At 60.7% G+C, this 12,295-nt stretch carries 10 protein-coding genes; 2 read left to right on the top strand and 8 right to left on the bottom strand.

Going from position 1 to position 12,295, the window contains the following annotated elements; all coding sequences use genetic code 11:
* Positions 1 to 456: 456 nt before the first annotated feature.
* From C6366_RS09985 to glpA, 8 genes are all read right to left on the bottom strand, one after another.
* Positions 457 to 696 carry a hypothetical protein gene (locus C6366_RS09985; RefSeq protein WP_107737555.1) on the bottom strand — a complete coding sequence of 80 codons (240 nt, stop codon included), beginning with the start codon at positions 694 to 696 and terminating at the stop codon, positions 457 to 459.
* Positions 696 to 1,262, bottom strand: a complete 567-nt coding sequence (locus tag C6366_RS09990; protein ID WP_107737557.1) for a winged helix-turn-helix transcriptional regulator — start codon at positions 1,260 to 1,262, stop codon at positions 696 to 698. Before C6366_RS09990 ends, C6366_RS09985 begins: the two co-directional genes overlap by 1 nt.
* A 32-nt stretch (positions 1,263 to 1,294) precedes the next feature.
* Positions 1,295 to 2,464: a Fic family protein gene (locus C6366_RS09995; protein WP_107737560.1), complete on the bottom strand. Its 1,170-nt coding sequence runs from the start codon at positions 2,462 to 2,464 to the stop codon at positions 1,295 to 1,297.
* A 255-nt stretch (positions 2,465 to 2,719) separates the two neighbouring features.
* Positions 2,720 to 4,231 (bottom strand): glycerol kinase GlpK, encoded by a 1,512-nt coding sequence (gene glpK / locus C6366_RS10000; RefSeq protein WP_107737562.1) that lies wholly within the window; start codon positions 4,229 to 4,231, stop codon positions 2,720 to 2,722.
* A 93-nt stretch (positions 4,232 to 4,324) separates the two neighbouring features.
* Positions 4,325 to 5,170, bottom strand: coding sequence for a CoB--CoM heterodisulfide reductase iron-sulfur subunit B family protein (locus C6366_RS10005; protein ID WP_107737687.1), 846 nt, complete (start codon positions 5,168 to 5,170; stop codon positions 4,325 to 4,327).
* Between the two features lie 48 nt (positions 5,171 to 5,218).
* Entirely contained in the window at positions 5,219 to 6,898 is a 1,680-nt protein-coding gene (locus C6366_RS10010) for a 4Fe-4S dicluster domain-containing protein (RefSeq protein ID WP_107737564.1), read from the bottom strand.
* Positions 6,899 to 6,965: 67 nt separating this feature from the next.
* Positions 6,966 to 8,231: a glycerol-3-phosphate dehydrogenase subunit GlpB gene (gene glpB / locus C6366_RS10015; protein ID WP_107737566.1), complete on the bottom strand. Its 1,266-nt coding sequence runs from the start codon at positions 8,229 to 8,231 to the stop codon at positions 6,966 to 6,968.
* Positions 8,232 to 8,235: 4 nt separating this feature from the next.
* On the bottom strand, positions 8,236 to 9,804 hold the full coding sequence (gene glpA / locus C6366_RS10020; RefSeq protein ID WP_107737567.1) for an anaerobic glycerol-3-phosphate dehydrogenase subunit A: 1,569 nt from the start codon (positions 9,802 to 9,804) through the stop codon (positions 8,236 to 8,238).
* 513 nt (positions 9,805 to 10,317) lie between these two features.
* On the opposite strand from glpA, the gene C6366_RS10025 reads away from it, so the two are divergent.
* On the top strand, positions 10,318 to 11,073 hold the full coding sequence (locus C6366_RS10025; RefSeq protein ID WP_233248453.1) for a DeoR/GlpR family transcriptional regulator: 756 nt from the start codon (positions 10,318 to 10,320) through the stop codon (positions 11,071 to 11,073).
* Between the two features lie 135 nt (positions 11,074 to 11,208).
* Positions 11,209 to 12,294 (top strand): ABC transporter ATP-binding protein, encoded by a 1,086-nt coding sequence (locus C6366_RS10030; RefSeq protein WP_107737571.1) that lies wholly within the window; start codon positions 11,209 to 11,211, stop codon positions 12,292 to 12,294.
* The last annotated feature ends 1 nt before the right edge of the window (position 12,295 follow it).

Consider the following 12,295-nt stretch of genomic DNA (forward strand, 5'->3'; position numbering starts at 1 on the left):
ACAATGCAGCAGATGCGCACACTCCATTCATGTCTTTGTTGGAATGCCGGGGCACGAAAAGCGACCCGCAAGCTTGAGGAACCAAGCGACGCCCAGGCCCAGATACTGAAGGCCATGGGCTACGGAGTGAGCAGTGGGGTCTTACAGGAATTGGCGACTTAACACACCGAAATCACTTGCGTTTCCAAAAAAAAATGACGTTCAATCTGTTAAACTCCTGATTAACTGAAACCACCAGCTCTACGACGTCTTCCTTTCAGGCAGGATGACAAACTGCCGACAAAGGTCGCCGTCGCCCCTTCCAAGCTGATAATGCCTTCTTCCGCGGAAGGATCGTCAACCGATCGCCCAAAAACCTGGATCTGGGTGAGCGCGAAGAATATCATGCTCATCCTCAATAGAGGATCGGCAGGATCGGGGTCAGGTCTTGTAGGGATCGGGGTCAGGTCTTGTATTTTAGTATTTTCCCTTCAAGATACTGCTCACTGTGCTTTTGTGCAGCCCAAGGCAGCCGATGATTTCCTTCCGGCTGCGTCCATGTCCCAAGTGAGCGGCCCGCTTGGCCTCGATCACGCCGACCGGCTCGTCCCGGAGTATCTTCGCGACCTGTTTCATGCCCTGCTCGGTATCGCTGTAACCGAGCAGGCTGAACAGCCATTCATTGAGTACCAGTCGTTTATCAAGTCGTTCCGCCATCAGTCCAGTACCTCCCAGTGGCCACCCTTGTCTGAGCCCACGCGGGCCAGCCGTCCACCGTCCTGTAGTTTCCTGATATTTCGCTCGACAGAACGGGTCGAAACGCCGATGGATACAGCCAACTCTGCGATTGTGATGCCAGGATTTTCCCGCGCTGCTCGTAAAATCTTCTCCGACGTTTTCTCCGACGTTTTTCCGGTTTCACCCGCTTCGGGAACGCTGACTATCATCCGGAAAGCATCTCCCTCGACAAGTTGCGGATCGGCTCCGCCGTACAACTTGCCGTATTTCATCATGTTGCGCATGCCGGAGCCGAGTTCGTCCGCCCGGTCGATTTCGCGAAAAAAGGCGCCGATCACCGGGTTCTTGGGATATGGAGCGAAGGTGTCGGGATCAAGGGTGCCAAAGCCATGAGCATGGTTGGCATTGTAGGTTGTCACCTTTCCGCGCTCGATGACAAGCCGGGCGGGAACGCCGCTGGCATATTCCCGATGGATCAGCAGAGTTGGATGCCACTTCCAGGAAGATAGCATCCCGGACTTGACGAAATAAATCAGCCCGTACAAATTTGCGGTCGAATAGGCGTTAGCGCGGTCAACTACCTCTCAGGCAATTCCGTACCACGACTCATGATCTCAATATACCCCGCATAGCTGAACAGGCGGTTGCGTTTTTGGGCGGTCAGCTCCTGGACGATGCCGAGCTGTTCCAGGTGGGCGAGCGCTTTGTTGACGGTGGCCGGGGTGATGCGAGTTTTCTTCACCAGTGAACCCGAGGTGGCGATGGGATGTTCCATCAGCTCCCGGTGAACCCGCAGGGTTGATGTCGCGGCCCGACCGAGGCCGCTGATTCTGCCGCGATCCCTGTTTGACAGGTCGAGGAGCTGCCGGGCGGTTTCCACGGCCTGGGTAGCGGTGACGATCACCGCCTCGGCGAAGAAGTCGAGCCAGGCTTCCCAGTCGCCGGTCAGGCGCACGGTGTTCAGCAGCTCGTAGTAATACCGACGGTGCGTCTTGAAGTAGAGGCTGAGATAGAGCATCGGCGTCTTCAGCACCTTCTGTTCACATAACAGCAAAGTGATCAACAAACGTCCCAGACGGCCGTTCCCATCCAAAAACGGGTGGATCGTTTCGAACTGGACATGGGCCAGCGCCGCCTTGAGCAGCACTGGGGTCGGCTCCGGCTGGTCGTGGAGGAAGAGTTCCAGCTTGCTCATGCAATCCAGGACCTCCGCGGCCGGAGGCGGAACAAAGGCCGCATTGCCCGGTCTCGTGCCGCCGATCCAGTTCTGGCTGCGCCTGAACTCACCAGGGGCTTGGCTGTCGCCGCGCCCCTTGGCCAGCAGAACGGCATGGATTTCGCGAAACAGCCGAAGCGAAAGAGGCAACCCTTTTTCCAGCAGGTGCAGGCCGCGATCCAGGGCGGCGACATAGTTGCTGACCTCCCGCACGTCATCCAGTGGGACGCCGGGCACTTGATCCAGCTCGTACAAAAGAAGGTCGGACAGGGACGACTGCGTGCCCTCGATCATGGAGGAGAGCACCGCCTCCTTACGGACGTACATGTAGAGGAAAAGTGATGTGTCCGGAAGCAAGGTCGATACGCTGTCCAGCCGCCCGAGTGCCAGTAGCGCCTGATCGAACTTGCCGCGCAGCTCTGGCGTCCAGTCGATGGGCGGACGCGGTGGCAGCGGCGCGGGTACGAAGGCCTGAGCCTTCTCACCCACCGTCGAAATGGTCACGTATCTGCCTTGAAGTTCTCGCTGCATCCGCCTGCCTCAAACCTAAAACACAATCCGTCTTTATTTTAACTTAATGATATATTCTAAAATAAAGTCCCTGGAAGAAATAATCAAGACAACTTGGCTTCCTCGCTATACAGCGAATAGCCCCTTGAAATCCGTCGCGTGCCTTGCGTGATCAGTATACTGTCCCCAAGGTTGCTTCAAGAGCATTCTAATGGTCACTATCTGGAGCACTGCGTCCTATCAAACCACAGTGCAATGGGTCGTGGCTTACCGGGTTCATTCCACCCAATTATAGGTCCGCTCCACGGCTTTCAGCCAGCCTTTATACCCGGCTTCGCGGTCCGTTGCCGACATCCCGGGCTCCCAGACCTTGTCCACGGACCAGTTCCGGCACAGCTCCTCCTTGCTCTGCCAGTAGCCCACGGCCAATCCGGCGGCGTAGGCCGCGCCGAGGCAGGTGGTTTCCGTGACCATGGGCCTGACCACCGGGACGTCCAGGACGTCGGCCTGGAACTGCATGAGCTGCTCGTTGGCGACCATGCCGCCGTCCACCTTGAGTTTTTTCAGGTCCACCCCGGAGTCCTTGTTCATGGCCTGGACGATGTCCTTGGTCTGGTAGGCGCAGGCTTCAAGCACGGCCCGGGCCAGGTGATTCTTGTTCACGTATCGGGTCAGGCCAACGATGGCTCCCCGGGCGTCGGGCCGCCAATAGGGAGCGAACAGGCCGGAAAAGGCCGGGACGATGTACACCCCGCCGTTGTCCACGGCGAGCTTGGCCAGCCGCTCGATATCCCGGGCCTGCTCGATCAGCCCCAGATTGTCCCGAAACCACTGGACCAGGGATCCGGCCACGGCAATAGAGCCTTCCAGGCAGTACACCGGCTTCTCCGCGCCGATCTGGTAGGCCAGGGTCGTCACCAGGCCGTGCTTGGACGGCATGGGGGTCTGTCCGGTATTCAGCAGCAAAAAGCACCCCGTGCCGTAGGTGTTCTTGGCCTCGCCGATTTCAAAGCAGGCCTGTCCCACCAGGGCGGCCTGCTGATCCCCCAGGGCCCCGCAGACCGGCACCCTGTCCCCCAACGGCCCGTCTTCCATGGTCGGCCCCCAGGACTCGGCCGCGCTGCTGGGCACGATCCTGGGCAGGCCCCGGCGGGGAATGCCCAGGATGCTCAGGATTTCGTCGTCCCATTCCAAGGTGGCCAGGTCCATGAGCATGGTCCGGGAGGCATTGGTCACGTCGGTGACGTGCGCCCCGCCCATGGGCCCCCCGGTCAACCACCAGATGACCCAGGTCTCCATGGTTCCGAACATGATCCGGTCATGATCCGCTGCCTCGCGGGCCTCGGGCACGTTGTCCAGGATCCATTTGATCTTCGGGCCGCTGAAATACGTGGCCACGGGCAAACCGGTCTTGCTCCGAAACCGATCCACGCCGCCGTCCGCGGAGAGTTCCTTGCAGATCTCGTGCGACCTGGTGCACTGCCAGACAATGGCGTTGGAAAAGGGCTTGCCGGTTCGTCGATCCCAGGCCACCACGGTTTCGCGTTGATTGGTGATGCCCAGGCCGGCAAGATCCCTGCCCCGGATTCCGGCCTTGCGCAGCGCCCCGGCGATAACTTCCTGGGTATTGGTCCAGATCTCCAGGGGATCATGCTCCACCCATCCCGGCTTGGGAAAAATTTGGGCGTGCTCCTTCTGATCCATGGCCACGATTTCCCCATTCCTGTTGAAAATGATGAACCTGGATGACGTGGTCCCCTGATCCACGGCGCCGATGTATGTGCTCATTGCGGACTCCTTTTGCCGTTGGCAACGTTCGCCGTCATTCGTCCCCGAATTCCGTGCTCCGGAACGGATCCAGGGCCGTACCTTGTTAAACCCCTACCCCATTTGGTCGAGAAACCATCTCTCCCGGTTAGCGTCAAGCCCGAGGGATTCCGGCGGGCAGCCCAGGGCCAGGCCCAGCAACTGGGTAAAAAGCACGGCTGGAACGCGCCTTCCCGGAAGCATGCGCTGCTCGTCCCGGAACTGCGTCTGGCAATAGGTGCAGGCCGTACACAGGACATCCGCCCCGGACTCGCGGACGCTTTGGATCTTCTTGTGCATCAAGGCGTCCGAGACCCTGTCGTTGCGCCCTCGCAGCGGCGCCCCGCAGCACTCCAGGCGCAAGGGCCAGGCAACGGGCTCGGCCCCCAGGGCCAACAGCAGATCCTCGAAAACGCGGGGCGACCCGGGATCGTCGAACCCGGTCACCGCGGACGGTCGCAGGGCGTGGCAGCCGTAGTGGGCCGCCACCTTCAGCCCGGACAGGGGCCTGGTCACCGCGCGACGGATCGCTTCCGGCCCGATCTCCCGTTTCAAGGCGGACAGAATGTGATCAACACTGATCGTCCCGGAAAAGGCCAGCCCTTCTTCGGCCAGCAGCGCGTTGGCCCTGTCCAGGAGCACTGGACTGCGCTGAAAAACATGCAGCGCGTGTTTCAATGCCCCGAAGCAGCATTTGCACGGAGTCAGGATGTCCAGTCCGGCATTTTGGGCCAGGGCGAAATTCCTGGCCGCCGAGACCAGGGCCGCTTCCGCGTCGTGATGGCGGATCGGGTATCCGCAGCAGTTGAACTCCACGTCCCGCACGGCCATGCCCAAAGCCCGCAGCGCCGCACGCGACGAACTCAAGTATTCAGGCAAATGAAACGGCGCCTTGCACCCCGGAAACCACGCATACTGCATCACAGCCCTCCACCGCAAAAACGAAAACCCCAAAACCCCCATCAGGTTTCATCCCTCATCCTTCTCTTTCGCCTCCCGGTGGGCCAAATCCCGCAGCTCATACAGAATATCCGCCACCTTGATCCCGTCGGGGCAGTGCTCCTGGCACTGGTAACAGGTCGTGCAGTTCCAGAGCATCCTGGATGCGCAGGCTTCGCGGATCATGCCCTGACGGACGAGGTTCATGAGCTGGTGCGGGGAGACGTCTCGGTCCCGGTCCGGAATGTCCAGGGCCGAGACCACGGGGCAGACTCCGGTGCAGACGGAACAATTCAGGCAGGCCTGAAAGGTCCGGGACCGGTCCGACAACAGGGGGTGGCGCGGGGAGGAGATGGGCGGGGTCCAGGCCGGCTCGCCCGACGGTTTCAATTGGTGACCGGTCTCGCTCAAGGAACGGCGCAAACGCACGTAGCGTTCCGGTTGTCCCTGATCCGCCGCGAACTGCTTGGACACCAGCCAGAGATCCTGCAGATTGATCCGTGCGGGGCAAACTTCGGTGCAGCGCATGCACTCGGTGCAGATGAACCCGCCTTCGGAAAAGGCCTCCAGATCCGGCCCAGCCGCGTTTCGCGCCGCGAGTAAACGCCGCATGGCCCCCACCTTTTCCGACGGCAGGATGTTCGGGTTGCCCATGGCCAGGTAGGCCGGGAGCACGCTGCAATGGCGGCTGCAAATTCCGCAATGCACGCAGGCGTCCAACCCCACGGCGCGCTTCACTCCGGAGACGGGTCGCGGCGCGGCGGCCTCTCGGGCCGGATCAGGAGAGCGGATCAGCAGCCCCAGGGGCGTGGAGACGATATGGAAAAGCTTGCCAAAGGGCAGCCAGGCCAGGGCCGCGAACACGGACAACACATGCACCCACCAGACGACCACGTCCCCGCTGTTCGTCTCAAGTGGCCGTCCCATCGGCCGCAACGCCCTGGACAAGGGATAGGAGACAAAGGCCGAAGCCGGGGGAGCGTGGCAATACATGCAGAAGAGTTCATGCACTTCTTTGCCCGGTTCGATCCGCTCGGCCGAGATTTCCCGGTCGGTGAAGACCACGCCGAAACGCAGCCCCCAGAAATCGCCAAGGGCGTCGATATCCTCCTGGTCGCGCAGGGGGTAGTACTGTTCGACCATCCGGTCGAATGACCGCGGGGACATGATCTTCAAGGCCTCATGGGCGAAGCCGGAAACAATGATCACGATCAGCAGCCCCAGGGTAAACACGTCTTCGAAGGTGGTTGTCCTGCGGATGTCCCGCAGAATTATCCGCCTGTAACAGGCAATGAGCAGCCCGCCCAGGGCCAGAGCTCCAAAGAGGTTGCGCAGCAAGCGGTACGGATTGAGGGTGGGCTGATAGTCCGGAAAAAACGGTTCGGAGATGAATCCCTCCAGGGCGTGCATCACGATCAGCCCCGTGAACCCGGCGAAGATGCAGAAATGCATGGCCCATCGTCTCGGGCTGCCTTCCCGGAGCAGGTGCCCCTGGAACAGGATGTCCAGGACCAGGGTCCGAATCATGCGCGCGGCGCCGGGCAGGATGGAAGCCGGAGCGGATCGCGAGGGCTTTTTGGCATGCGACCCGGACGGAGGCGGGAGGGGCCGCAGTCCGGCCCGCGGAACCACCCAGCGCGCCGCCTTGGCCAGAATCCCCCCGGCGCACAGCGCCAGGGCCGTAGAGAGCAGGAACAGGTAGAGGGTCATGGGCGCAAACCTCTTGTGGGTTTGGTATCGATCAAGGGCCAACGGGTCCGGACAAGACCACCGGCCGTCACTGTGCGAGCATGTCCCGGACAGCGGCGTAGGCGGTGGCGACGGCCAGGCCGGAACCGCATTTCTGGCGCGCCCAGTCCTGGCCCGCCAGGATGGAGCCCACGGCGTACAGGCGCTCATGCGCGGGGAGGCCATCGTTGTTCAGCGGTCTGAACCGGGAATCAACGCGCAGCCCGGCCCGGTTGATCGCATGGCCGTTGCCGGACAAAAACGCCTCGTCATGCCACGCCGTCCGGTCCCCGGGCTGCTCCACGGGCAGGCCGAACACCGTCTCAACGACGCCCGTGCGCCGCGCCAGCAAGCCTTTTCCAAAAAACCGCCCGGTGGCGAGAATGGCAAAACGTGCCCGGACGGACGTTTCCGACTCCCGGGTGCCGATGTCCGCCTGGAACCAGTCTTTGTCCCGGACAACATTCCGGACCAGTTTCTGGTTCATAACCCGGATTCCCAAGCCTGGCGCGGCTGCCTCGAAGGCCGCTTTCAGGCGCAAACCGGTCACGGACGGGGGCATTGTCGGCACTTCGAACACCCGCGCGCCCAGCAGGCGCTCCATGTCCTCATGGACGGTCCCGGGATCGGCAATGCCGAGTATCGCAGGAAAACCCACCATTTCAACGCCCCGGAGGCGCCTTGCCAGCATCCCGGCCAAGGTTGCCCGGTGCGCCCCGACCTCCAGGGCCGCGGCCATATGCTCCGGATACAGGGGGCCGGGCAGGGGGAAGGAGAGGCGGACAGGCGTAAGGTTCGGCCAGCGAGGGGCCAGGGTCTGGGTGATCCGCGCCGCGCTGAAGCCCTTGAGCCCGGTGAAATCGACCATCAGGGCTGCGGGGTTGTCCCGCAGACCGCGTTCCGCGTTCCACATCCAGGCCGGGACCCGGAAGGTCCTCTTGACCGTGCCCAAAGTGGTGATCACGGAGGCGTTGCGGTCGGCATGGCCTGTATAGGGCAGGCCCAGGTCCTTCAACATATCGCAGAATAAGGCAAAAGACCGACGAACGGTCTCCGAGCCCAGCAGGGCGTAGGGATGGTCCGGGTCGTCGCTGATCAAGGCTTCCAGGGCCTGAAACGGATCGTCCCAGACCTTGCCCTCGGCAACCGGATGCACGGCCAGCAAATCCAGCAGGCCGCTGGAAAAATGGGACTGACCGGACGAGCCCGCCAGCACGACCCGCAGCCCCTTCCGACCGGCAAAGGCCGCGGCGGCCATCCCGGCCATGCCCGAACCAATGACCAGGAGGTCGTACGCATCCACGGAAGACGTCATGGCTTCAGCCCCTCCCGGCCGTGTTCGTGTTCAGCTCCAGATCTAACAGACCGCAATGCAACGCTTCCTGAAACTCGGCCTGAATCTCCTGATACCCCCAGACAATGGGCCGAATGCCCCGCCAGCGCTCTTCCAGAAAGGCGCGCATTTCTTCCAGCCCTTGATCCCGCGCGAGCACGCCCCGGTCATATAAATACCCGGACAGCCTGATGGCGCAGAACCCGCCCTGGCAGGGCCCCTTGCCCACCCGGCTTCGCAATCCGACGGAAAGCAGCGTGGTTCCGGAAGACGCCGCGGGCATCCCGGCAAGGATTTCGTCGATCACGCTTTGCGGGACTATCTCGCATTCGCAAATCACCTTTTCGTCCGTATCCTTGCGGCGCATCCACTCCCGGGGAGCCGACCCCGGTTCGGTCCACTTCCCGCTGGAAAAGGACGGCAGGGCGACGTTTCTGGTTTGACAGGGGCCGCCCCGACCAAGTTTGGCGCAGAGCAGGTCGGCGGTTTTTTCGGCCATCAAGCGAAAGGTGCTCAGTTTCCCGCCGGTGATGGTCAGAAAATTGTCCAGCCCCTGGGCTTCGTGATCCAGCAGGGCGAATCCCCGGCTGACGCCCCGGTCGTCCTGGTTCGAGGAACTGCCGAAAAGCGGACGAATGCGGGCATAGGCCCGGATGTAGCGAGTCGTGTCCAGGACCGGGATCATGGCCTTGGCGTCGTCGATGATCGCGTCCACCTCCGCAACGGTGGGCCGAAAGTCTTCCGGATGCGCGGCCCGGAGCGAAGTAGTGCCCAGAATGGACACGGTTCCGCCGGGCACCAGGATGTCGGAATCCGCGGCGGGCCGCAGCCTGTTGATCACCCGGCGGCTGATCCTGTCGCTGGTCACCAGCAGCGTACCTTTGGAGAAGACCAAGTCGATCTCTCGGCCCACCAGGGCCAGAATTTCACCGGCCCAGGCCCCGGCGGCGTTGACCACCTGCTCCACCTTGATGTCCGCGACCTCCCCGGTGACGACATGTTGAACCTGGACCGAAACGATCCGGCCCTTTGCGACGCGAAGGGCGACGACTCGGGTCATGGGCATGAACCGGGCCCCCAGTTGTTCGGCATGGGCCATATTGTCCAGGGAGAGACGGAACGGGTCCACGGAAGCGTCCGGGACTTCAAAGGCGGCGATGATCCCGTCCGAGAGAACCGGTTCCATTTCCCTGGCCGTCCCGGCGTCCACTTCCCGGCAGGGCACTCCGGCCTTTCGGCAGTTCAAGGCGAAATCCGCGACGTATCGTTCATCATCTCCGGCCACGGCGACAAAAAGACCGCCGGTGTCCTCAATGCAATGCGGAGCCAGATTCTTCAGTATTCCGCCTTCTTCCCGGCACTCCACGGCAGCCATGACATCCCCGCCGACGTAGCGCGCCCCGCTGTGCAACAGGCCGTGATTCCCGCCCGAGGCTCCGGCATTGATGTCGGTTTTATCCACCACGATGGACGAAATTCCGCGCAAGGCCAGGTCCCGGGCCAAACCGGTCCCGGTGACGCCCGCCCCGATGATCAGCACGGTTGTTGCCGACATGGACTCTCCTGGGTTCAAGCCTCTGGAACCGGTTTTTCGCAAGAAACAAACCGACTCAAACCAAAGGCGTGCAGGTCATTTTTTCGGAAGAACAACTTGTATTGCCTCTTTCCTGGTGATACGAAAGACCGCACACTTGGAAACGATCACGACAACGAAAATATTCGTACTTTGTTTCAGCATGGCTTTTCTCATAAACACAGTGCCCCACAACAAAGAGACAACTCTTAGAATATTTTTGTTTTTTTATACAAGCCGTGCCCTGTGATCCTTCCTGACGGACACTTTTCAATCGTTACCCAGGTTAGCTTTCAGCCCTCACCATGCCACTTTGCAATTCAGAAAACAACATAATTTTAATTATTCTTTCAAAAACGAAAAAAAGCCATGTCCAATGCTCAAGAAAAAAAAAGTGCCGGGGATCGGCGAAACAGTTTCGCTGCGTGCTCCCAAACCCCACGGAAATCATCAGCGGTCGGCGATGCTGGGTTGAGCGAGGGGAAATCCAAGGGCGTGGCCGCTCGCCATCGAAAGATCCTGAAGGTTGTTCAGGGCAAAGGCTACGTCACCATCGACGACCTGGCCCGAGAGTTCAAGGTCACCCCCCAGACCATCCGCCGGGATATCAACGACCTGAGCGACGCCGGCCTGATCCACCGCTACCATGGCGGCGCGGGAACGCTCTCCAGCACGGAAAATTTCGCCTACTCGGATCGAAAAATCCTCTGCCTCCAAGAAAAGGAGCGGATAGCCGCCCTGGTTGCCAGACACATTCCCGATCATGCATCGCTGTTCATCAACATCGGCACGACCACCGAGGAGGTGGCCAAGGCCCTGTGCAACCACCAACGATTGCGCGTGATCACCAACAACCTCAATGTGGCCTCGATCCTCAGCAATTTCGACCACATCGACATCATCGTCGCCGGAGGGCTCATCCGCCACCGGGATTGCGGGATCATCGGCGAAGCGACCATCGACTTCATTCAGCAATTCAAGGTTGATTACGGGATCATCGGCATCAGCGGAATCGACATGGACGGGACCCTGCTGGATTTCGACTATCGCGAGGTTCGCGCGGCACGGGCCATCATCGACAACTCCCGCCGGACTTTTCTCGTGGCCGATCACACCAAGTTCGGACGCAACGCCATGGTCAGGCTGGGGGGGATCGCCGAAATCGACGCCCTGTTTACCGACCAAGCGCCCCCCGCGAGCCTGATGGAAATTCTGGCGACCCAGGACGTGAAACTCCATGTCGCCACATGATTCTTTTTCATTTCTTTCATTTCTACTTGTTTTTTTATTTCCTGGATGATAATTAAAACACTCATTTTTTTAACAAGCTGTGATTAATTGCTTTTTTTCTTAGCGCCGCGCGTACCGCCGGGATGGAGTCGACACATGGGATTTTCGATTTCGAATGTCGATAAATTTGTGGGCCAGGAAGTCCATCTGCAAGACATCAACCTTGATCTGCGTTCAGGAACGCAAAACATCATCCTGGGCCGGACCCTGGCCGGCAAGACCTCCCTGCTCCGGATCATGGCCGGGCTGGATCGCCCAACGAAAGGCGTCATCCGGGAAAACGACGTCGACGTGACCGGCGTCTCGGTCCGCAAGCGCAGCGTGGCCATGGTTTATCAGCAGTTCGTGAACTACCCCTCCCTGACGGTGTACGATAATATTGCCTCAGCGTTGCGCATCAGCGGCATGTCCAAGGCGGACGTGGACGCCAGGGTCATGGAGGCCGCGAAAATGCTCCACCTGGAACCCATGCTGACCAGGCTCCCCCAGGAACTCTCCGGCGGACAGCAGCAACGCACTGCCATAGCCAGGGCACTGGTCAAGGACGCAGCCCTGCTCCTGCTGGACGAACCGCTGGTCAACCTGGACTACAAGCTACGGGAGGAACTGCGGGCGGAACTCCAGGAAATCTTCCGACAGCGGGAATCCATCGTCCTCTACACCACCACCGAGCCCAGCGAAGCCCTGATGCTTGGCGGGAACATCGTGATCATGCATGAAGGTCGCGTACTCCAGACCGGCCCCACCGAAGAAGTTTACCGACGGCCTTCCACGATCCAGGTGGCGGATATTTTCAGCGACCCGCCCATCAACAAGATCAAGGCCGTGGTGGACGGAACGCACGCCCGTCTTGGCGAGGATCTGTCGACGCCTCTGGACGGCCATCTGACCGGCCTGCCCCTCGGCGAATACCTCTTCGGCATCCGCCCGCACCACCTGAACATGTCCCGGCTGCACGAGCGCGACCTGGAACTTACCTGTACCGTGGAGCTGTCCGAAATCAGCGGCTCGGAGACCTTTATCCACGTCGATTACGGCGGCTTGGCGCTTGTCGTCCAGGAGAGAGGCATCCACCGCTATCCGTTGGGCAGCCGCATCCCCGTTTTTGTCCGCCCACGGAAAATCTACATTTTCAGTATTGACGGTGAGCTGGTGCGCGCTCCCAATCTTCAGGAATCCTGAT

This window comes from Desulfonatronum sp. SC1, assembly GCF_003046795.1.
In the GTDB taxonomy this organism is placed as follows: Bacteria; Desulfobacterota; Desulfovibrionia; order Desulfovibrionales; family Desulfonatronaceae; genus Desulfonatronum.